Here is a 21,814-nt window from a genome sequence, read left to right as displayed (position 1 = left end):
GCGGGGAATTTTCACCGCGTCATGCGCTCCTTTTTGACCTGACGAGACGGATTACCTTCGTGGAATATCTGACCGATAACCGCATCCCCATCGGCGGCTGGGCCAAGGCATTCGTCGACTGGCTGACGACGAATTTCGATTTCTTCTTCGACCAGCTCGCCCGCTTCCTTCAGGCCGTCGCCGACTCGCTGCTCTGGGTGCTTTATGCCCCGCACCCGCTGATCGTCGTCGCCGTCATCACCGGGCTCGCCTGGTGGTTCCGCCGTTCGATCGGCATAACGCTGTTCACCGGCCTGGGCCTGCTCCTGATCATCAACCAGGGCTACTGGAAGGAAACGACGGAAACCCTGGCGCTTGTGCTCGCTGCCACCGCCGTGAGCATGGCCGTCGGCGTGCCGCTCGGCATCGCAGCCGCCCGTCGCCCATGGGTCTACGCCGTCATGCGGCCGATCCTCGACCTGATGCAGACGATCCCGACCTTCGTTTATCTGATCCCGGCGCTGATCCTCTTCGGCCTCGGCATGGTTCCGGGTCTGATCGCGACCGTGATCTTCGCCATTCCCGCACCGATCCGGCTGACGCGCCTCGGCATCATCTCGACGCCGCCGTCGCTGGTGGAAGCCGCACAGGCCTTCGGCGCGACGCCCGGCCAGGTATTGCGCAAGGTGGAGCTGCCCTTTGCCATGCCGCAGATCATGGCTGGCCTCACCCAGACCATCATGCTGTCGCTGTCGATGGTCGTCATCGCCGCGCTCGTCGGCGCCAGCGGCCTCGGCGTTCCGGTCGTGAGAGCCTTGAACACGGTCAACATCGCCAAGGGCTTCGAAGCCGGCCTTTGCATCGTCATCCTGGCGATCATTCTCGACCGCCTTTTCCGCTCGTCCGACGAAGGAGAAGGCGCATGACCAACGCCGTCGTTTTCAAGAATGTCGACATCATCTTCGGCAACAACCCTCAAGTCGCGCTGCAGATGGTCGACCAGGGCAAGACCCGCGACGAGATCGGCGCCGAAACCGGCCTCGTGCTCGGCGTCGCCGGCGCCTCGCTCGAAATCACCGAGGGCGAGATCCTCGTGCTGATGGGGCTTTCGGGCTCCGGCAAGTCGACGCTGCTTCGCGCGGTCAACGGCCTTGCCCCGGTCGTGCGGGGCGACGTCGAGGTGAAGACCGCAAATGGTGCGCTCAATCCCTATCGAACCAATCCGAAGTCGCTGCGCGACTTCCGCATGCACACGGTCTCGATGGTGTTTCAGCAGTTCGCGCTTCTGCCCTGGCGCACCGTCGCCGACAATGTCGGCTTCGGGCTTGAGCTTGCCGGCATGCCGGACGCCGAACGCAAGGCGCGCGTCGGCGAACAGCTCGAACTCGTCAATCTCTCGAAATGGGCGGGTCGCAAGGTCAACGAGCTTTCGGGCGGCATGCAGCAGCGCGTCGGGCTTGCCCGCGCCTTTGCGACCGGTGCACCGATCCTGTTGATGGACGAGCCGTTCTCGGCCCTCGACCCCTTGATCCGCACCCGCCTGCAGGACGAGTTGCTGGAGTTCCAGCGGCGGCTGAAGAAGACCATCATCTTCGTCAGCCACGATCTCGACGAGGCCTTCCGCATCGGCAACCGCATCGCCATCATGGAGGGCGGGCGCATCATCCAGTGCGGCACGCCTCAAGATATCGTCAAGAACCCGGCCAACCAGTATGTCGCCGATTTCGTCCAGCACATGAACCCGATCACCATGCTGACGGCGAAGGACGTGATGCAGACCGGCGTCCAGCGCGGAGTGACTGTTGCCGGCGTGACCGCGACGGCCAAGCCCACGACACCGCTCGTCGACATCCTCGACGCCATGTCCCGCCAGCCGGGCAGCATCGGGGTCGTCGACAACGGTTCCGTGGTCGGTACGATCGACGCCCAGGATATCGTCCAGGGACTGACGCGCCACCGCAACAAAAGTTGACGAAGCCGCTCAACAAGCCAATAAAAGCCCGGAGCGTCGTTCCGGGCTTTTTTCGTCCCGGCGACGACCGCATGGCAGGAAAAGGGAAAGACCATGAGCGACAAGCCGAACGTTCTGCGCGACACCGATAACGAAGCCCGCACGCTGGCCCGCACGCTTCTGCGGGGCGCGCGCAGCGCATCGCTTGCGGCGATCGAGCCGGAGAGCGGCGGCTTCCCCTTCGTCAGCCGCGTGCTCGTCGGCATGGATGTCGACGGGGTGCCTGTCATCCTGATCTCGAAACTGTCGACACACACGCAGGCGCTGCTGGCCGACGCCAGGGCCTCGCTCCTGACCGGCGAGCCTGGCAAGGGCGACCCGCTCGCCCATCCTCGCCTGACCGTGCAATGCACCGCCGAACAGGTTGCGCGCGACAGCGAAGCACATACCCGCATCCGCGAGCGATTCGTCCGCCGCCACCCCAAGTCGAAACTCTACGTCGATTTTCCCGATTTCGGCTTCTTCCGGCTGTCGCCGCTGCGTGCCAGTCTCAACGGCGGCTTCGGCCGCGCCTATGTCTTGACCGCCGAAGACCTTCTGATCGACACGCCTGCCATCGCCTCGCTCGCCGCGATGGAGGCGAACGCGATCGATCACATGAATACGGATCATTCTGACGCAGTTCAGCGGTATGCGGTGAAGCTCTGCAAGGCACCGGAAGGCAACTGGAAAGTCGTGGGTATCGACGCCGCGGGGCTCGATCTTGCAGATGGCGATCAGCTAAAACGCCTTGAGTTCCCGACACCTATCGAAGATAGTTCCAATTTACGGGCAATTTTGCGTGAACTTAACGGTTAATCGCTGGAGAGCTACCCCCATTTCTTGCAGTAGGTGGTTGCCCTTTTATGCATCACGACTAATTATCTTGCTTCGTCAACCATAACTACGTGTGATGTAATTTTCGCATGGAGCACGCAATGCAGCCACTTTCGCCTGAAAAACACGATGAAGCCGAGGTAGCAGCCGGTTTCCTCTCGGCCATGGCAAATCCTAAGCGCCTCCTCATCCTCGATTCCCTCGTGAAGGAAGAGATGGCAGTCGGCGCATTGGCCAACAAGGTTGGGCTGAGCCAGTCGGCTCTCTCCCAGCATCTTTCTAAGCTCCGTGCTCAGAATCTCGTCAGCACCCGTCGCGATGCGCAGACGATTTACTATTCGAGCTCATCCGACGCGGTCATGCGGATTCTAGGCACGCTCAATCAAATCTACGGTGACGACCAGAGCGCCACTGCAGAAAAGACTCCGGTCCGTAAATCGGCCTGATATTCGGTCCGCATCTGCGGACCCGTTCGAACAGCCCCACACGAGAAATCGCGCGGGGCTTATTCTTTGGCGGATAGTCTTCCCAGTTTGCACGCGAAAGGTGCCGGCGCTTGCTGGCATTTACCGAGCCTTGAGACTTCCGGGGCACGATGCGCCGCGACAGAATCAGCCGGAAAGCGGACATCGGGATATGCGTGACAAGGTCCGCTGGGGCATCGCCGGAACCGGCACGATCGCAAACAGTCTTGCCTCGGACTTCCGCTTCGCAACCCTTGCGAGCCTCGTCGCCGTCTCGTCCCGCAGCGCGCAGAGGGCCGAGAGCTTCGCTGGGCGTTTCGGCGGCATCCGCGGCTATCAGGGCATCGAGGCACTGGCGGCCTCTACCGATATCGACGCGATCTACGTCGCCTCACCCAATGCTGAGCACCTTCAACAGGCCACCCTCGCCTTGGCCACCGGCAAAGCCGTGCTCGTCGAAAAGCCGCTGACGACGTCGTCGGCCGACGCGCGCACGCTTGCAAACGCCGCTGCCGCCGGCAGCACCTTCGCCATGGAAGCGTTGTGGACCTGTTTCCTTCCGGCGATTTCCAGGGTTCGCGAACTGCTCGCGGCCGGAACACTCGGCGCGATCCGCCATGTCCGGGCGGACCTCGCCTACGAGAAACCGTTCGATGCCGGCAGCCGGTTCTTCGATCCGGCGCTCGGCGGCGGGTCGATGCTCGACCTCGGCATTTATCCGATCGCCCTTTGCCTCAATCTGTTCGGGCACCCCGGGTCCGTCGATGGCACATGGAAGCGCGCGCCGACCGGCGTCGACAGTTCAGCCAAGATCAAGCTGGCCTATGACGGCTTTGACGCCGAACTCGGCTGCGGCTTCGATCGAAACGGGCACAATCGCTTCGTTATCGAGGGCGAGCGCGGCACGCTGGTTATCGACGCGCCGTTTCTGAAGGCAAGCCGCCTCTTCGTTTCCACCGGCGGCGCGGCGCGCAAGCTACTGGCTTTCAACGGAAAAACGGCCTGCCGGCTGGCCCGGCATATCCCCCTGCCCGGCCTTACCCGCCACGATCATCACTCCCCCGGGAGCGGCCTGCAATTCGAGATCGAGGCAGCAAGCGCGGCGATTCTCGAGGGCCGCAGCGAACATCCGTCGATGCCGCTATCGGCCAGCATAAAGGCCCTGGAAATCATCGAGACGGTCCGCTCAAGGACACCTGAGGCAGGCTAGTTCTACCTCGAAACGGAACGCAAAACGTGGCCGACGCTGCGCCTCTAGAGGTCGAGCGGACGGTAGTCCCGCCAGCCGCCGTTGAGCGCCAACACCACCTCCGTCAGATGTCGCGCCGTCGCGCCGGAGAAAAACGGTGTTTCGCCGCCTTTGAGCGCCTGCGCCTGCACTGCAATGCCGCGCACGAAATCGATCTGCGACGGAAAGGCCGGAAGCGCACTTGCCGATGGCGCCGTCGGATAGCGCATCTTCGTTCCGGGATAGAGCCGAAGCGGAAGCTTGCGGCCGAGTTTCCACTCCAGCCAGTCGAGCCCGCGATGCAGGAGCGGCCGCTTCGCCCCGAAGATCTCCAGATGGATCGGCGAGCGATTGTCCCAGAGATCGCGAACGGCGATCATGCCCTTTTCGCCGATGATCGTCAGCGAGCGGTCGCGCGGCGCCGCCAGGCCGCAGGTGACCCGCGCCGTCAGGCCGGAGCGGAACGTCAGGCAACCCACGGAAAAATCAGGCCCGAGCGCCAGCGTCTCGGTTCCCGGCCCCTTGTCCGGAAAGGTCAGCGCCGAGACGGCACTGACTTCGGCGACCGGGCCGAAGAGCGAGACAAGCCAGCTTGCTGCATAACCCGCATGTTCGAGCGTGCAGCCGACCTCGAACTCATGCACGCCCGGCCAGCGGGCGCCCGAGCGGCTGCGCCAGGCGCGCCAGTTGGCCTTGAACACCGGGCCATCTTCCATCTCGGCGTAGACAAGCCGCTGCGTGCCAATGGCACCGTCCGCAAGCAGACGGGCGCAGAGCGCCTGCGCGTCGCTGAGCCCATTGGCCGGTGCACCGGCCAGAACAAGCCCCTTGGCCCTTGCCAGGTCGACGAGTTCGCTCGCCTGCTCCACCGTCATCGCCAGGGGCTTTTCGCAATAGACGTGCTTTCCGGCCGAAAGCGCCCGGCAATTTACGGTATAGTGGCTCTCCGGCGTCGTCAGATTGACGACGATCGACACCGCGGGATCGGCAAGCACGGCGTCGAGCGAGGCATAGGGCGAAACCTTCCAGTAGCGTGCGAACGCGTCGAGGCGCTCGGCATCGCGGTCCCAGACGCCGGTGAGCCGCAGCTCCGGATGGTTGGCAAGCGTCGTCATGTAATAGTCGGCGACGAAGCCGGTTCCGACAAAGGCAATCCCGGTCACGCTTTCAGTCTCCTATCGCGCGTCGGCCAGGAACGACGCGACGTAAACGAGCGGCGCATTCCAGTTGATGGCGATTTCGTTGGACCCATAGGCTTCGATATCGTCGACATAGCAGGTTTGCGGCGCGCACCCGCGCAGCCGCTCCCTGGCGATGTCGTCGACAAAGGTCGAGTTCGGACCGCCGGCAAGCGAACCGACGGGCGGATTTGGCAGCTGCGGATCGCGCTGACGGGCATACCAGCGGCTGTGCTGGTTCTGCGGCGAGCGGCTGCCATAGCCGGTTATGTAGGAAAGCCCCATCGCATTGCGCCCGAGGATGTAGTCCATGCCCTCGCGCGCGCCGTCAAGAAAGACCCTGTCGCCGGAGAGATCGTAGGCGGCCGACAGCACGACGATGTTCTGCAGCATCAACTGGTTCGATCCCCAGTCGTAGCGGCGCTCGTTCGGCCGGTAGACGATACCGAATGGCTCCGCCTGTTGCAGCGACAGCAGGTGCTGCGCGCTCGTGAGCACCGAATTGCGGATCGTTTCCTGATCGACCGCCGGCAGCGCCCTGCCATAAAGGGCGAGTTGCAGCCGCGCGAAGCCGGCAACGTCGCGCCAGTTGAAAGCGCCGCCGGGCGAAAACATATCCGCTTCCCAGAGCGGCGAGGCCCGCAGGGTCTTGAGATATTCGCCGTTGCCGGTCGTCAGATAAAGCTCGGTCGCCGCCCAGAAAAGCTCGTCGGAAATGCTGTCGTCGTCGTAGTCGCCGCCGCCGCCGAACCCATCGGACTTGGGGGCAAGGAGCGCCGGATTGGCATTCGCCGCCACCCACGCCTTGCGCGCCGCCGAAAGCAGCCGCGCAGAAAATGTCGGGTTATGCTCGGCAAAGAGCCGCGCGCCCTGGGCAGCCACCGCCGCAACATCGAGCGTCGCCGCGGTCGAGGGGCGGTAAAGCGCGCGCGGCTGCGGGTCGTCGCCCGGCAGCATCGGTGCGGCGGTCCAGGCCGTATCGTGGATCTTGTGGTGCACCATGCCGGCGAGCGGCTCGCCGTCCGGCACTATCATCCGCAGCAGGAACTCCAGCTCCCAGCGCGCCTCGTCGAGAATATCCGGAAGGCCATTGCCGTTTTCCGGAATGCGCGACAGCCCATCGCGCGTCACCGCCGATTTGGGCGCAAACGTCAGGCCGCGTTCGTAGGCGGCAAGCAGTTGCGCAGCAGCCAGCGCTCCGGTCACCGCATATTTGCCGTGGTCGCCCGCGTCATACCAGCCGCCGGTCACGTCCAGTTGGTAGGAACAGGACCAGCCGCCGTAGAGCGCCTCGGCTTGCGCGCCGCCAAGGCACGGAACCGCCTTGTCGCCCTGGTTCGGCGCGACGCCGACATGGCCGGCCGATCGGGCATAGGCCTTGCCGGCGATCGCCCCCCTGATCTCGATCCCGCTTCTTTGCGAGTAGAACCAGGACAGTGCATCGACCCGCAACCGCGTGTAGAGATCCTCGCCGATCGAAAAGCGGTCGCTTGCCCAGTCGCCGGACACCAGTCGATAGCCGTCGCCCGGCGTCTTGAACGCCGAGAAGTCCGCAACCTGCGTCTCGACCCCGGCCGTCGGATCGAAACCGTGGGGCTGCGTTTTGCCCTTGCCGACGATCATGTCCGCAGAATCCAACAGTTGAAAATCGATGGGTTGTTTCGCATCGGCGACGAAGGTCGCCCGCTTCGGGCCATCCGTCAGGTAGCCGAGCTGGTTGACGCGAATGGCCGGCCCTTCGGCCGCCCGCCGCGCCGCCGGCGAGGAAGCCCCGGTCGCCACCAGCGAGACGTCGTCGAGGCAGACACGGCCGCTCTCGCCGCCGCCAAGCGGAAAAACGAGCTGCGCTTCGTCCGGCTCCTGCCCCGCGAACTCCGCCGAAAAAAGGCTGCCCTCCGGCGTGCCTTCCATCGTGAATTCGTCCACCATGGTCCAGGGATCGGCGGCGCGCTGCACCCTTGCCTGGACGCTGCGCGCCGGCTCGGCGATCACCCTCATCGACAAACGGTAGATGCGACCGGGCTCGAGCTTCAAGCCATTGGTGCCGATGAGTTGGCTCCAGGCTTCACCGCCCCGCGCAGCCTCGACGCAAAGCCGGCCGTTCTCGCGCGCGAACGCCAGCCCGTCGCTCGCCCAGAACGTGTCCTGTCTTTTGTCAAAGTGGCCGTCAGCAATCAGTTCGGCGCCCCTTGCCAGGCCCGGCAGGAAGAGCGCGGCAATCGCCGCGTGTGCTATCCCGAACCTCGACACGTTTCCAACTCCGAACTCGCCGGCCACTCAAAAGGCGCCACGGAGCCGACAAGCCATGGCAGCAGAGCGTTGCCGCAAACAAGTTAAGCTTGAGAAAAGATCCGGCGGCGCGGCGAAATTTCGCTGTCGCCAAGATCCGTCGCGACCTGTCTGGCGGACCGGTGCGAGGCTTGACGCGCCTCGGCGCCCTGATAGTTTGACCAAAGGGTAAAAATTTGGGCGGCAGCACCGCCCGGACGACAAGAGAGACCGAGGAGAACTGGAATGTCGAACCGCCTTAACACGCCGAACGACCTGCGTGCTTTCTGGATGCCGTTCACTGCGAACCGGCAGTTCAAGAAGGAACCGCGCCTCTTCGTCGGCGCCAAGGACATGCACTACACGACCCATGACGGCCGCACGGTACTGGACGGCACGGCGGGTCTGTGGTGCGTCAACGCCGGCCATTGTCGCCCGAAGATCACCGAGGCGATCCGTGAGCAGGCGGGCGAGCTCGACTATGCGCCGGCCTTCCAGCTCGGCCACCCCAAGGCCTTCGAACTGGCAAACCGCCTGGTCGACATCGCGCCCGAGGGCATGAACCACGTTCTCTACACCAACTCTGGCTCGGAATCGGTAGAAACCGCGCTGAAGGTGGCACTCGCCTATCACCGCGCCAAGGGCGACGGCTCGCGCTTCCGCCTGATTGGTCGCGAGCGCGGCTATCACGGCGTCAACTTCGGCGGCATTTCGGTCGGCGGCATCGTCTCCAACCGCAAGATGTTCGGCACGCTTCTGACCGGCGTCGACCATATGCCGCACACCCACTTGCCGGCCCAGAATGGCTTCACCCGCGGCGAGCCGGAGCATGGCGGCGATATCGCGACCGAACTCGAGCGGATCGTTACGCTGCATGACGCCTCCACCATCGCAGCCGTCATCGTCGAACCGGTGGCCGGCTCCACCGGCGTGCTGATCCCGCCGAAGGGCTACCTGCAGAAACTGCGCGAGATCTGCACCAAGCACGGCATCCTGCTGATTTTCGATGAAGTCATCACCGGTTTCGGCCGCCTCGGCACGCCGTTTGCCGCGCAGTATTTCGACGTGAAGCCGGATATCATTACGACCGCAAAGGGGCTCACCAACGGCGTCATCCCGATGGGTGCGGTCTTCGTCACCTCCGAGATCCATGATGCCTTCATGAATGGCCCGGAGCACATGATCGAGTTCTTCCACGGCTACACCTATTCGGGCAACCCGATCGCCTCGGCCGCCGCCCTCGGCACGCTCGATACCTACAAGGAAGAGGGCCTATTGACCCGCGCCGCCGAGTTGGCGCCCTATTGGGAAGAGGGCCTGCACTCGCTGAAGGACTGCCCGCATGTCATCGACATCCGCAATCTCGGCCTGATCGGCGCGATCGAGCTTCAGCCGATCGCCGGCGAGCCGACGAAGCGCGCTTTCTCCGCCTTCCTCAAGGCCTATGAGAGCGGCCTCTTGATCCGCACCACCGGCGACATCATTGCGCTGTCACCGCCGCTGATCATCAGCAAGGCAGAAATCGACGAGCTGTTCGGCAAGCTGCGCGCCGTTCTCAACAGCAATATCTAAGCAGGTCTCGTCGAGACCGTCAGAACCCTTTCCCCGGCAACGGGGGAAGGGTTACTCTTATCCGCAACAATGAAACCAAGCGTCGTCCCGCCGAAAGAGCATCCGGGGCGCGTATAAGAAATGGAGTTGCCTCATGCCCGAAGCGCTGGAACGCTATATCGATCAGGGCGTTGGACGCGAGCCGGCTGACATCGTCTTGAAGGGCGGGCAGTTCTTCGATCTCGTCACCGGCGAACTGGTCGCCTCCGACATCGCGATCTCCGGCGACCGCATCGTCGGCACCTTCGGCAGCTACGAGGGGCGCGAGGAAATCGACATCACCGGCCGCATCGTCGTGCCCGGATTCATCGACACCCATCTGCACATCGAATCCTCGCTGGTCACGCCGCACGAGTTCGACCGCTGCGTTCTGCCGCTCGGCATCACCACCGTCGTCTGCGATCCGCACGAGATCGCCAACGTGCTCGGCACCGAGGGCATCGAGTATTTCCTGGATTCGGCGCTCGAGACGATCATGGACATCCGCGTCCAGCTCTCCTCCTGTGTGCCGGCGACGCATCTGGAAACGTCGGGCGCCGACCTGCCGATCGAACGTCTCCTGCCCTTCCGCCACCATCCGAAAGTCATCGGCCTTGCCGAGTTCATGAACTTTCCGGGTGTTGTGCACAAGGACCCGGTCTGCCTGGCCAAGCTCGATGCCTTCCAGGGCGCCCATATCGACGGCCACGCACCGCTGCTTTCAGGCAAGGACCTGAACGGCTATCTGGCAGCCGGCATCCGCACCGACCATGAATGCACCAGCGCTGAAGAAGCGATGGAGAAGATCCGCAAGGGCATGCACATCCTCGTGCGGGAGGGCTCGGTCTCCAAGGACCTGCATGCGCTGATGCCCATCATCACCGAGCGGCTGTCGCCGCACCTGGCGCTCTGCACCGACGACCGCAACCCGCTCGACATCGCCGAACAGGGTCACCTCGACCACATGATCCGCACGGCGATATCCGCCGGCGTCGAGCCGCTGGCGATCTACCGCGCCGCCTCGATCTCGGCCGCCCGCGCCTTCGGGCTACGCGACCGCGGCCTGGTCGCGCCCGGCTGGCGCGCCGATCTCGTGGTCATCGACAGCCTGGAAAACTGCAAGGCCGAAACAGTGTTCTCCGGTGGCCGCCGCGTCACCGACGCGCTCTTTGCCACCCGCAAGCCGGTCGCCCCCGTCGGGCTCGACAGCGTCAAGGCCGGCCAAGTCCATGCCAGCGCCTTCGGCATTCCGGTCGCAGACGGCGAGACCTCGGTCATCGGCGTTCTGCCCGGCAAGATCATCACCGAGCACCGCCGCTACCGCCTGCCGGCGGTCGGCAACCAGACCGGCGTCGATCTCGGCCGCGACATCATCAAGGTCGCCGTCATCGAACGCCACGGCGTCAACGGCAATCATGCCAATGGCTTCGTGCAGGGGTTCGGGCTGAAGAAGGGCGCGATCGCCTCGACCGTCGGCCATGACAGCCACAACATCTGCGTCGTCGGCGTCAACGACGAGGACATGGCGATCGCCGCCAACCGGCTCGGCGAAATCAAGGGCGGTTTCGTCGTCGTCGAGGACGGCAAGGTGACCGGCGAGATCGCGCTTCCGGTCGCAGGCCTGATGAGCCTCGAGCCCTATGAGAGCGTGCGCGATACGCTGCACGACCTGCGCCACGCCGCCTTCGCGCTCGGCGCGACGCTGGAGGAACCCTTCCTGCAGCTCGCCTTCCTGCCGCTGCCGGTCATCCCGCATCTGAAGATCTCGGATCGCGGGCTGGTCGATGTCGACAAGTTCATGCTGATCGGGTGATTGGCGGCGGCACTCAGTTGTCGGCCACGGCGGGCGCCAGTTCCTTGCGGAAATAGACGACGCGCTCCGTCTCCTCAAAGCCAAGCGCCATGTGCAGGCTTTGGCTCCTCAGATTGTCGGTCGCCGTGTCGGAGGCGAGTTCCTGGCAGCCCCGGCTTGTCGCCCAGCGTTCGACCGCGGTGATCAGGGCGCGCGCCACGCCGCGACGGCGGTAGGCGGGCAAGACGTAAATGCCTTCGAGGAAGCCGACGGGCGAGGTCTCGCAGCCGTTAACGTAATCGTGGCGGATCGACGCTTCAGCGAAACCGGCAGCGACACCGGCTTCGTCCTCGCAAAGGAACGAAGCGTAGCGGTCGCGCTCCGCGAGACTGGATTCGACTTCGGCGCGATGATCCGCCGCCAGTGTATCCGGCCAGAGCGCCAGCCGCATCTCGACCCAGCGGCCGATGGTTTCGCCATCCATCAACAATACGCGCATCAGAACTTCCCTGAGAAGGCCGATAGGCCGGCAACCCTGATGCTACCGGCTTCAAGCCGTGCCGGATATCCGGGCGATTCCAGGGGCTCAACCGCCGACGGCGCCAGAAACTCCAGCGGTTCCCGGGTGAGATTGAAGACGAAGAGCAGCCGCTCGCCGTCTTTCTCGCGAACAAAGGCCAGGAGATCGCTGTTCGTGTCGACGAACCGCATCGTGCCATCGCTGAGTGCCGGCTGCGATCGGCGGAAGGCGAGCGTCGCTCGATAGTGATCGAGCACCGTGTCCCCGGTTTGCTGGGCGTCGACCGAAAGCCGCCGATGGTCCTCGGGCACCGGCAGCCACGGCTTGCCGGCGGTAAAGCCGGCATTGGCCGCTGCCTGCTCCCAAACCATCGGTGTGCGGCATCCGTCGCGGCCCTTATAGGAGGGCCAGAAGCGGATGCCATAGGGATCGCGCAGATCTTCGAAGGCAAGCTCCGCCTCCGGCAGCCCCAGTTCCTCGCCCTGATAAAGGCAGATCGAGCCGCGCAGGCTGGAAAGCAGCGTGATCGCCAGCCGCGCCACCCTCTCCCGCTCCGCTTCATTGCGGGCAAAGCGGCTGACATGGCGCGTCACGTCGTGGTTGGAAAAGGCCCAGCAGACCCAGCCGTCGGTCACCGCCTCCTGGAAGTTCTCGACGCAGCGGCGGATATGGGTCGCGGTAAAGTCCGGCCCCAGGAGGTCAAAGGTATAGCACATGTTGAGCTTGTCGCCGCCGCTGGTATAGGCGGCCACGGTCTTCAGCGAGCGGGCGCCGTCGCCCACCTCGCCGACGGTCATGCGGCCTTCGTAGCGATCAAGCAACGCCCGGAACCGCGCGAGGAAGGCGATGTTTTCCGGCTGGCTCTTGTCGTGGAGATGGTCCTGCATGCCGTAGGGGTTCACGTCGGGCGCATCGTTGCTGGTGGCATCCGGATCCGGCACGAGCGGCGGGTTGTCCCGCAAGTGCTTGTCGTGGAAGTAGAAGTTCACCGTATCGAGACGGAAGCCGTCGACCCCGCGGTCGAGCCAGAAGCGGGCAGCATCGAGCACCGCGTCCTGAACTTCGGGATTGTGAAAGTTGAGGTCCGGCTGCGAGCCTAAGAAGTTGTGCATGTAATACTGCTTGCGCACCCCGTCCCATTCCCAGGCCGGTCCGCCGAAGATCGACAGCCAGTTGTTGGGCGCCGTGCCGTCCGGCTTCGGATCGGCCCAGACATACCAGTCCGCCTTCCCGTTCGTTCGGCTGGAGCGGCTTTCGACAAACCAGGGATGGCGATCGGCGGTGTGGGAGATCACCTGGTCGATGATCACTTTCAGGCCAAGACGATGGGCCTCGCCAAGCATCTCGTCGAAATCGGCGAGTGTTCCGAACATCGGATCGACGTCGCAGTAATCCGACACGTCGTAGCCCATGTCAGCTTGCGGCGAGGTGAAGAACGGCGACAGCCAGATCGCATCGACGCCCAGCGAGGCGATATGCGGCAGCCTGCGGGTAACGCCTTTGAGGTCGCCGATGCCGTCGTCGTCGGTATCCTGGAACGAGCGCGGATAGACCTGATAGATCACCGCACCGCGCCACCAATCGTCACCCGATACCTGCCGAGACGCCATGTAAGCCCCCTGAAGACGGTCTGTCGCGCAAAGGTGTAGCGTTGCCCGGCGCTGGAGTAAACGCCATTCACCGCCACGCACCGATCGCCACCGAGCAGCCGGAAACTATCTCTTGCCGAGAACGATCGAGACCCTTATCCCGTCTCAGGCGAAATCTTGTGAGGAGGAAAGCCGTTGGCCGGAAAGATGCTTGCGATCGGGGAGTGCATGGTCGAGCTCATGCAGGCGGAAGGCGGGCTCTTGCGCAAAGGCTATGCCGGCGACACGTTCAACGCCGCCTACTATGCGCGGCTGTTCATGCCTGCTGATTGGACCGTCGCCTATTGCTCCGCCGTCGGCACCGACACGGTTTCCGACGAGATGCTGGCCTTCATGGCGGAAAAAGCGATCGACACCTCGGCCGTCCGCCGCATCGAGAACCGCTCGGCAGGCCTCTATATGATCCACCTGAAGGATGGCGAGCGCAGCTTCTCCTACTGGCGCTCGCACTCGGCCGCCAAGCTGCTCGCGGACGACGCCGAGTATCTGCGTCGCGCGATCGAAAGCTCCGACCTCATCCTCTTCTCGGGCATCACGCTGGCGATCCTTGCGCCCGATGCCGTAGAAACGCTGCTGTCGGAGCTGCGCCGCGCCAAGGCTGCCGGCAAGACGGTGGTCTTCGACCCGAACATTCGCCCGCGTCTCTGGGACGATGCCGAGCGCATGCGCCGCACGCTGACCGACGGTGCCCGCGCCGCGACCCTGGTGATGCCGAGCTTCGACGACGAGATGACCCATTTCGGCGATGCTTCGATCGACGCGACGATTGCCCGTTACAAGAGCCTGGGCGCCACCAACCTCGTCGTCAAGGATGGCGAGAAGGGTGTGACGCTCGCCTTCGGCGATGCCCCGGTTGAGCATGTGCCGGCGACCCCGGTCGAGCGCGTGGTCGATACGACCAGCGCCGGCGACAGCTTCAACGGCGCCTTCGTCTCCCGCCTGGTGGCAGGCGACAAGCCGGCCCAGGCCGCCGCCTTTGCGGCAAGCGTCGCTGCCGGTGTCATCGGCCATCACGGCGCGCTCGTGGCGCGGGAGAAGCTGCCTGCCGCGTGAGCGGCGGGGTCACTTTTCAGGAACTTTAGGAAGGATGCAGACGGAAAGCCTGTTTGGTTTTCCGCTCCCTCTTTAGCGGCGCTTCTTCGCCTTGGACTCGTACGGGTTGTCGCCCGAACGGAAGTGCATGCGGATCGGCACGCCCGGCAGATCGAAATCGTTACGCAGACCGTTGATCAGGTAGCGCACGTAGGACTCCGGCAGCGCGTCCGGCCGCGTGCAGGAGATCATGAAGCCCGGCGGGCGCGCCTTCACCTGGGTCATGTACTTGAGCTTGAGCCGGCGACCGGAAACGGCCGGTGGCGGATGCTGAACCGTCTGCGATTCCAGCCAGCGGTTGAGCCGCGCGGTGGAGATGCGGCGGTTCCAGGTCTTGTCGGTCTCGATGATCGCCTGCATCAGCCGGTCGAGGCCGTAGCCGGTGTGACCGGAAATCGGCACGGCACGGATGCCGCGGGCCTGCGGCAACAGCCGCTCGGTCTTTTCGCGAAGATCGGCAAGCACCGCCTGCCAATCCTCGACCAGGTCCCACTTGTTGAACGCGAGAACGGCCGCCCGGCCTTCGCGCAGCACGAGATCGACGATCTGCAGATCCTGCTTCTCGAAGGGAATGGTTGCATCAAAGACGATGACCACCGTTTCGGCAAAGCGGATGGCGCGCAGCGCGTCTGCGACCGAGAGCTTCTCGAGCTTCTCCTGAACCTTGGCCTTGCGGCGCATGCCGGCAGTGTCGAACATCTTGATGGTGCGACCGCGCCAGTCCCATTCGACCGAGATGGAATCGCGGGTGATGCCGGCTTCCGGACCCGTCAGCAGCCGGTCTTCGCCGAGGAAGCGGTTGATCAGGGTCGACTTGCCGGCGTTCGGCCGGCCGACAATCGCCACCCGCAGCGGCTTGGTCTCGTCATAGGCGGTCTCCACCTCTTCGTCTTCACCGTCGTCCTTGAACGTGGGGCGCAGATCGATATCGGTTTCGGCCACGTCGTCTTCCGGCGGGTAGGCCCGGTCTTCGCCGATCGCAGCGACGATCGCGTCGCGCAGATCGAGCATGCCCTGGCCGTGTTCGGCCGAGATCGGGCACGGCTCGCCAAGGCCGAGCGTGAAGGCATCGTAGAAGCCACCATCGGAACCGCGTGCTTCCGACTTGTTGGCGACCAGCACCACCGGCTTGCCGCGGCGGCGCAGCATTTCGGCAAGCGTCTCGTCTGCCGGCGTCAGTCCGCCCTTTGCGTCAACCAGGAACAGCGAAAGATCGGCTTCGTCGATCGCGGCCTCGGTCTGCGCCCACATGCGCCCCTGCAGCGTGTCGGGTCCCGATTGCTCGAGACCGGCCGTGTCGATGATGCGGAAGCGCAGATCGATCAACTTGGCGTCCCCCGGGCGACGGTCGCGGGTGACACCCGGCGTATCGTCGACGAGCGCCAGCTTCTTGCCGACCAAACGGTTGAACAAGGTGGACTTGCCGACATTGGGACGCCCGACGATGGCGACGGTGAAGCTCATGGATCTATCCGTTTCCGCTTGGAGCGCTGCTGCCAACAACGCGGCTGCGCTCATAAATTCGTTTTCTGCCGCATCTGGCAGCGACAGTTCCAGCAGGAACTGTTGCGATTGTACTCGGCAATCCCGAACGCAAAACCGCTTAAGCACTTTTGCTGGAACTGCTTGCCTTGTCTCTCGCAGTTCCGGACGCAAAACCGCTGAGCACTTTTGCTGAAACTGCTTTAAACGCTTTAGCGCACAATCCCAAGGTCGAGACCGACATTGGGATCATGCGCTGATTCGTAAGGGTCTTTCACCCTGTGCCCTTCCGGTGGGATGGGCTGTCGTCTTATGCCTTGCCGCTCGCGGCGATCACGTCGAGCAGCATCTGGGCGCGACCGGTGACGTTGCGTGGGCTCTGCGCATCGTCGACGATCTGCTGGAACCAGGTCTTCGCCTTGGCGTAGTCGCCGGACTTGTAGGCAGCGAGGCCAAGGGCTTCACGCGCCGAGTGGCGCATGTTGTTCTGCGGCGTAGCAAGCTGCTCGACCTCGGCCGAAACCTGGTCGTAACCGCCGGTATCGACGAGCAGGTAGGCTGCACGCAGACGCGCTGCCTCCTGGATAGCTGCCGGGACGCTGCTGTCCTTGCCGATAGCGGAGAAGGCCTTGGCAGCCGCCTCTGTCTCGCCCTTCTGCGCCTGCAGCGTGGCAGCGCGCAGACGCGCCAGCACCGGATAGGCGCCGTAGCCGTCCTTCTCCAGCGTGTTCAAGGCGGCGAGCGCCTCGTCCGTCTTGTTTTCCTTGGCGAGGTTCAACGCCTGCAGGAACGCATCGCCCGACTTCGAGGAGGCGCCATCCTGCCAGTAATCGAAGCCGACCTTGCCGATGGTGCCGAGTACGATAAGCACGGCGATGGCCACGATGACGCCGCCGAAGCGGGCCCAGATGCTCTTCATCTGGTCGGAACGCAGTTCCTCATTGACCTCGCGGATAAAGCTGTCGTCTTGGTTCGCCATCTATTGCCCCGGCCTTGCCTGCACACTGGCCCGTCGCGCCAACGGTCATATGACGATCGGCGAAACGGACACTCTCAAACTGTTCGAGCATGCACGAGGGGTCCTTGCCGCACCCGCCGCACTCTCATGGATTTTGCGCCTTCTACCCGATTTTGCGGCGCTTGTAAGGGGGCCGGCGCGATTTAGAGCGCCTATGGCCGACACGAGGCCGACTCCGTCGCTCTAAATTTTCTGTTACTGCAATTCCGGACGCAAAACCGCGGTGCACTTTTGCTGGAAATTGCATCAGCCCATGACGACCGGTGCAACGCCGATCAACCATTCGTGCAGCTTCCAGACGAAGAGCACGTAGGCGATGAGGCCGATGATGATGGCGAGCACGTCGTTGGAGGCCGATTTGAACACCGGCAGTACGCGTTCGCCTGCCCGCTCGCGGCGTTTCAGCGAGATACGCAGGATCACCGCCCAGGCGAGAAACGAGCCGAACAGCAGGACGGAGGACGTCTCGCCGTTGGCGAGCAGATGCGCCAGCGCCCAGACCTTGATCGAAAGCACCTGCGGATGCTTGACCGCAACCGCGATGCGCCCGGCCGGGAGGAAGCCGGCGGCAAGGAAGATGAAGGCAAAAAGCATCAGAAGCAGCGCGATATGGCGCATGAATACGGGCGGATCGTAGAGCATGCCCGTTTCGCTGCGGGCCTGGCCGAAGCCATAGATGATCAGACAGAGGCCGATGAGGCTGAGGATTGCATAGATCCCCATCCAGGTGCCCTTGCCGCGGCGCTCGATGACGCCGGCGCGGAAACCGGGCGCGACGACGCGGATGAGATGCAGGCCGAGAAAAAGAATGATGCCGAGAACGAGTATCGCCATGGGGCCACCGCTTTGTTCGAGTATCGGGCAAACTCAGCGCCGCTCGTCGGAAAAGACGGGAGTTGGCCGCTGAAGCGTGTTGATTTCCAGTGTATTCGGTTCCCGGACCGATTCCGCCCAGGTTGCTATGGAGTAGCCTTGATAGCGCGTTTTTTCCAGACCGATCAAAGGATTGCCGCATTTTCGAACCATTTGCGACAAAACCAAAACAGTGCAGTTGATCATGATCCGTATTCCGCTTGCCCTCTCGCTCGCCCTTCTTCCCGCTCTTGCCAGGGCCGAGCCGGCGTCGCCGGCCACCGCGCCCGCCGGTGACAGGCAGCTGGTGATCGTCTCGTTCGACGGCGCGCATGACAACGCGCTTTGGGAAAAAAGCCTGGCGATGGCCAAGCGCACCGGTGCGCATTTCACCTATTTCCTCTCCTGCACCTTTCTGATGACCCGGGCGGACGGCAAGACACTCTACAAGCCGCCGGGTCAGAAGGCGGGCCGCTCGAATGTCGGCTTCGCGCAGAGCCGTGAAGAGATCGCGGCCCGCGTCGGCCACATCTGGCAGGCCCATCTCGACGGCCACGACATCGCCAGCCACGCCTGCGGCCACTTCGACGGCAAGGGCTGGAGCAAAGCCGACTGGCAAAGCGAGTTTTCGACCTTCAACGCGGCGCTCAAGGACGCCTGGAAGAAGGCGGACAAGCCCGAGGCCGAGCCGGCCGGCTGGGCCGAATTCGCCGCAACCGGGATCAAGGGATTCCGCGCCCCCTATCTGTCGCTGAGCGACGGCCTGCTGCCGGCGCTGAAGGCGAACAACTTCACCTATGACGCAAGCCTGGTGACCAAGGGTCCGGGCTGGCCGACGACAAAGGATGGCCTGCCGCGTTTCGGACTGCCGCTGATCCCCGAAGGGCCGTCGCAGCGCCCTGTCATCGGCATGGACTACAATCTCTTCGTCCGCCACTCCATGGGTGTGGAGAACAAGAAGGACAGCGCCCGCTTCGAGGAGCGCACCTACGAGGCCTACAGGAAAGCCTTCGACCGGGAATATGCGGGCGACCGCATCCCGCTGCAGCTCGGCTTCCATTTCGTCGAAATGAACGGCGGCGCCTACTGGCGCGCGCTCGATCGGCTGTTGGGCGAAGTCTGCGGCAAGCCCGACGTCGCCTGCGTCAGCTACGCCCAGGCGCTGCCGCTGATCGAGCAGGCAAAAAAGAAGGCGGGTCGAACCGCCTTCTGATTGCTATGCGTTCGGCCAAGCTCAGGCCAGTTCCTCTTCACCACCGACCTCGATGAACTTCTGATCGATATGCGGCAGCGGCTCTTCGTCGATCGTCGCCTCGAACGCGCGCAGGCGCTTGTAGATCGACAGGAGCTCGACGATCGTCGGCCAGGAAGAAACCAGATACTGGAACGACGAGGTGACCTGGCCGAAGGCGCCGGAGATTTGGTTCAGCGCGCCAAGCGTGATCTTACCGGCGATAATCGACGGCGCCAGGATCAGCAGCGAAAAGATGTTGTTGATCTGCAGGTAGAAGATGCGGGCGATGTTGAAATAGAGATAGTGGAAGTACAGCCGGAAATAGTTGCGGCGCACGTTCTCGAAAAGGTCGGCAACGGTCGGCGGCTGGGCGCGATCGGCGTGATCTTCGCCATAGACCAGTTCCTTGCGGTAGGCCGCCTCGACGCGCTGGTTGCGGAACTCAAGCCCCGGCAATTTGATACCGACGACAGCCAGGAACACGGTGCCGAACAGCGACCAGAGCACCGCGGCGGTGACCAGCGGATAGGGAATGGCGCCGACGATCGGCAGTTCGGTGACGTTTGCGGACAGCCGGATCAACACCGGCGTAAACGCGATCAGCGTCATCACGCTGTCAATCAGGCTGACGCCGAGACCTTCCACGGTCGTGGAAAAGCGCATCGTGTCTTCCTGCACACGCTGCGAGGCGCCTTCGATATGGCGCAGCTTGCCCCAATGGGCCATGTAGTACTCGTTCATCGCGGTGCGCCACCGGAAGATATAGTGGCTAACGAAGAAGCGCGTCATGACGGCCACGGCCACGGCGACGAGCGCGATCGCGAGGAAGGTGGCGATTTCGCCGTAGAACTCTTCCGCGGTGACGACCTTTGACTTGGAAACCGCCGCCTGGATCAGGTCCCAGAACGGCCCATACCAGTTGTTGATGGCGACGCTGACCTGCACCTGAAAATAGGTGACGAACAGAATGAGGGCGGATCCGAGGATCGACCAATTCTGCCAGCGATGCGGTGAGTAGACGTACCAGAACGCCGCAAATATCCCCGTGACCAGCGCGAAATAGATGTAGAACCAGAGGAAGGCCGGAGACCAGAAGGCGGAAATGCCGACGATCGGCGGCGCGTCGGACGGCAAAGGCGGCATGCCGAAGACTGCGCCCAGTTGCTCGCCTTCCCCATACCAGAAGGCGATGGCAACCAGCGACCAGACGACAAAGGAAATGAAGAAGAGCTTCGGCTTCGGAAAGAAGGATAGGAACAAGTGCGGCACTCTCGTTTCGGTGGAGACGAACAACTCGCCTCCCGAAGCGCCGAAACTAGGGCAAAGCGCCGTCGTCAACAATCGGGTAATGTAAACGTTACTGTTATTTCATCCAGGCGAGCGCCGGTGCCGGAGGGTCTTTTTTCGCCGCCGCTCAGGTCCTCAAAGCCTGTGAAATCCGCTTCAACTCGACGACAATGACCCCACCGCACAGGAAAAGTACGGCAGCCGCGATCAAGGTTGGTGCGGCGAAGCTGCCGGTGTGCTCCGCAAGCCAGCCGGCGACCAGCGGACCGACGATTTGCCCAATACCGAAAGCAGCCGTCATCAAAGCAAGCGCCTTGCGCGGGCTCTCGGGCGCCAGCTTCCGGCCGATCTGCAGGCCATAGGCAGTGATCATCATGAAGGTTGCGCCGAGCATCAGGCCGCCGGCAAGCGGCGCGTAGGGCAAAGGCAGGCTGACCGTCAGCACCAGCCCGACCGCCTCGACCAGAAGGCCGATCGCGTAGACACCGGCAAGACCGAAGCGCGGCACGGCAAAGCGCCAGAGATAGACGGAGAGCGCTGCGGCAAGCCCCGTCAGCAGCCAGGCGAGAAATTCGATGCTGTGGCCGCCGCTCGGATCACGCGCCATGGTGACGAGGAAGGTTGCGGTGATCACGTAGCCGAAGCCGAAGAGCGCATAGGTGAACGTCACTACGGTCAGCGGCCGCGTCCAGCGCAGCGGCCTTTCGCGCACCGGACCAGAACCGGACGAAGGAACGCCGGGAAGAAGTGCGGCAACCACGATCGTCCCGACCAATCCGACCAGCGCGCCGGTAAACCAGTCGCCCATGGAGGTCGTCAGGCCGGCGTGACCCGCGATCGGGTTCGCCCAGACGCAAAGCGATGAAAACGCGATGCCGAGGCCGACGCCGCCAAAGTGGACGGCCGGCACGTGTTCCGAGCGCGCAAGCACGCCATGGCCGAGCACGATGCCGGAGATGAAGATCATCGCAAAGGCGCTGGCAAGGCCGGCGAGGAAACGGATCAGCGCCAGCACGACGACGGAGGACGAGAGGCCCATGGCCGCCAGCAGAGCCGTCGTGGCGACGAGGGACAGCAGACCGATCCGCCGCTCGTGCCCATGGGCCCAGCCATAGGCCGCAAGAATGGCGCCAGCGAGATAGCCGACGAAATTGGCCGAGGCGATGAGCCCGGCATCACCCGGCGACAGGCCGAGATCCACCATCATCGCCGGCAGGATCGGCGTATAGGAGAAGCGTCCGAAGCCCATGGCAACAGCCATGGCGATGGCGCCGGCAGTCGCGGTGGCGGAGATGTTGGTCTGCAGCGGTCGGTCGAGCGTGGTCATATCATTTTATTGCGCCGCAACACGACG

At 63.7% G+C, this 21,814-nt stretch carries 19 protein-coding genes; 9 read left to right on the top strand and 10 right to left on the bottom strand.

The window, feature by feature from the left end:
- Positions 1 to 59 precede the first annotated feature (59 nt).
- The 5 genes from choW to OVA00_RS24350 all read left to right on the top strand — a co-directional run bounded on the left by choW (position 60) and on the right by OVA00_RS24350 (position 4,480).
- Entirely contained in the window at positions 60 to 905 is an 846-nt protein-coding gene (gene choW / locus OVA00_RS24370; protein ID WP_034788930.1) for a choline ABC transporter permease subunit, read from the top strand.
- Positions 902 to 1,951: a choline ABC transporter ATP-binding protein gene (gene choV / locus OVA00_RS24365; protein ID WP_034788932.1), complete on the top strand. Its 1,050-nt coding sequence runs from the start codon at positions 902 to 904 to the stop codon at positions 1,949 to 1,951. The genes choW and choV overlap by 4 nt, the downstream gene beginning before the upstream one ends.
- A 93-nt stretch (positions 1,952 to 2,044) precedes the next feature.
- Positions 2,045 to 2,788, top strand: coding sequence for a HugZ family pyridoxamine 5'-phosphate oxidase (locus OVA00_RS24360; RefSeq protein WP_034788934.1), 744 nt, complete (start codon positions 2,045 to 2,047; stop codon positions 2,786 to 2,788).
- Positions 2,789 to 2,907: 119 nt separating this feature from the next.
- Positions 2,908 to 3,252 carry an ArsR/SmtB family transcription factor gene (locus OVA00_RS24355; RefSeq protein WP_034788940.1) on the top strand — a complete coding sequence of 115 codons (345 nt, stop codon included), beginning with the start codon at positions 2,908 to 2,910 and terminating at the stop codon, positions 3,250 to 3,252.
- 190 nt (positions 3,253 to 3,442) lie between these two features.
- Positions 3,443 to 4,480 (top strand): Gfo/Idh/MocA family protein, encoded by a 1,038-nt coding sequence (locus OVA00_RS24350; protein ID WP_268089751.1) that lies wholly within the window; start codon positions 3,443 to 3,445, stop codon positions 4,478 to 4,480.
- A gap of 44 nt (positions 4,481 to 4,524) precedes the next feature.
- On the opposite strand, the gene OVA00_RS24345 is transcribed toward OVA00_RS24350, so the two are convergent.
- Positions 4,525 to 5,613 carry a Gfo/Idh/MocA family protein gene (locus OVA00_RS24345; protein WP_268090362.1) on the bottom strand — a complete coding sequence of 363 codons (1,089 nt, stop codon included), beginning with the start codon at positions 5,611 to 5,613 and terminating at the stop codon, positions 4,525 to 4,527.
- A gap of 60 nt (positions 5,614 to 5,673) precedes the next feature.
- Positions 5,674 to 7,926 (bottom strand): glycoside hydrolase family 9 protein, encoded by a 2,253-nt coding sequence (locus OVA00_RS24340; RefSeq protein WP_268089750.1) that lies wholly within the window; start codon positions 7,924 to 7,926, stop codon positions 5,674 to 5,676.
- Between the two features lie 264 nt (positions 7,927 to 8,190).
- Between OVA00_RS24340 and OVA00_RS24335 the strand changes: the two genes are divergently transcribed.
- Entirely contained in the window at positions 8,191 to 9,516 is a 1,326-nt protein-coding gene (locus tag OVA00_RS24335; protein ID WP_060581709.1) for an aspartate aminotransferase family protein, read from the top strand.
- A 133-nt stretch (positions 9,517 to 9,649) separates the two neighbouring features.
- A complete protein-coding gene (gene ade / locus OVA00_RS24330; protein WP_268089749.1) occupies positions 9,650 to 11,347 on the top strand; it encodes an adenine deaminase in 1,698 nt (565 codons plus the stop codon).
- Between the two features lie 13 nt (positions 11,348 to 11,360).
- Here ade and aac(6') read toward each other — a convergent pair whose 3' ends face one another.
- Together aac(6') and bglA are read right to left on the bottom strand one after the other, a co-directional pair.
- Positions 11,361 to 11,825 carry an aminoglycoside 6'-N-acetyltransferase gene (aac(6'), locus tag OVA00_RS24325; RefSeq protein WP_089045033.1) on the bottom strand — a complete coding sequence of 155 codons (465 nt, stop codon included), beginning with the start codon at positions 11,823 to 11,825 and terminating at the stop codon, positions 11,361 to 11,363.
- Positions 11,825 to 13,456, bottom strand: a complete 1,632-nt coding sequence (gene bglA, locus OVA00_RS24320; RefSeq protein ID WP_268089748.1) for a beta-galactosidase BglA — start codon at positions 13,454 to 13,456, stop codon at positions 11,825 to 11,827. The genes aac(6') and bglA overlap by 1 nt, the downstream gene beginning before the upstream one ends.
- Positions 13,457 to 13,630: 174 nt before the next feature.
- On the opposite strand from bglA, the gene OVA00_RS24315 reads away from it, so the two are divergent.
- Positions 13,631 to 14,548, top strand: coding sequence for a sugar kinase (locus OVA00_RS24315; protein ID WP_113187196.1), 918 nt, complete (start codon positions 13,631 to 13,633; stop codon positions 14,546 to 14,548).
- A 72-nt stretch (positions 14,549 to 14,620) separates the two neighbouring features.
- Here the strand turns inward: OVA00_RS24315 and der are convergent, their stop codons facing one another.
- The 4 genes from der to OVA00_RS24295 all read right to left on the bottom strand — a co-directional run bounded on the left by der (position 14,621) and on the right by OVA00_RS24295 (position 18,146).
- Entirely contained in the window at positions 14,621 to 16,051 is a 1,431-nt protein-coding gene (der, locus tag OVA00_RS24310) for a ribosome biogenesis GTPase Der (protein ID WP_034788953.1), read from the bottom strand.
- 328 nt (positions 16,052 to 16,379) lie between these two features.
- Positions 16,380 to 17,048 (bottom strand): tetratricopeptide repeat protein, encoded by a 669-nt coding sequence (locus OVA00_RS24305; protein WP_034788954.1) that lies wholly within the window; start codon positions 17,046 to 17,048, stop codon positions 16,380 to 16,382.
- Positions 17,049 to 17,333: 285 nt separating this feature from the next.
- The gene (locus OVA00_RS24300; RefSeq protein WP_268089747.1) at positions 17,334 to 17,921 is read right to left on the bottom strand and encodes an NnrU family protein; all 588 of its coding nucleotides are present in this window, start codon (positions 17,919 to 17,921) and stop codon (positions 17,334 to 17,336) included.
- A gap of 33 nt (positions 17,922 to 17,954) precedes the next feature.
- Positions 17,955 to 18,146: a hypothetical protein gene (locus OVA00_RS24295; protein WP_268089746.1), complete on the bottom strand. Its 192-nt coding sequence runs from the start codon at positions 18,144 to 18,146 to the stop codon at positions 17,955 to 17,957.
- Between OVA00_RS24295 and OVA00_RS24290 the strand changes: the two genes are divergently transcribed.
- On the top strand, positions 18,145 to 19,152 hold the full coding sequence (locus tag OVA00_RS24290) for a polysaccharide deacetylase family protein (RefSeq protein WP_083523777.1): 1,008 nt from the start codon (positions 18,145 to 18,147) through the stop codon (positions 19,150 to 19,152). The two genes, OVA00_RS24295 and OVA00_RS24290, sit on opposite strands and share 2 nt — an antisense overlap.
- 21 nt (positions 19,153 to 19,173) lie before the next feature.
- Here the strand turns inward: OVA00_RS24290 and sbmA are convergent, their stop codons facing one another.
- The gene (sbmA, locus tag OVA00_RS24285; protein WP_060518958.1) at positions 19,174 to 20,433 is read right to left on the bottom strand and encodes a peptide antibiotic transporter SbmA; all 1,260 of its coding nucleotides are present in this window, start codon (positions 20,431 to 20,433) and stop codon (positions 19,174 to 19,176) included.
- A gap of 154 nt (positions 20,434 to 20,587) precedes the next feature.
- Positions 20,588 to 21,787 (bottom strand): MFS transporter, encoded by a 1,200-nt coding sequence (locus tag OVA00_RS24280; RefSeq protein WP_268089745.1) that lies wholly within the window; start codon positions 21,785 to 21,787, stop codon positions 20,588 to 20,590.
- Positions 21,788 to 21,814 lie beyond the last annotated feature (27 nt).

Source organism: Ensifer sp. SL37 (assembly GCF_026672675.1).
In the GTDB taxonomy this organism is placed as follows: domain Bacteria; phylum Pseudomonadota; class Alphaproteobacteria; order Rhizobiales; family Rhizobiaceae; genus Ensifer; species Ensifer adhaerens.
The sequence above is the reverse complement of the archived record's forward strand: the minus strand, read 5'-3'. Positions and strand labels throughout refer to the sequence as shown.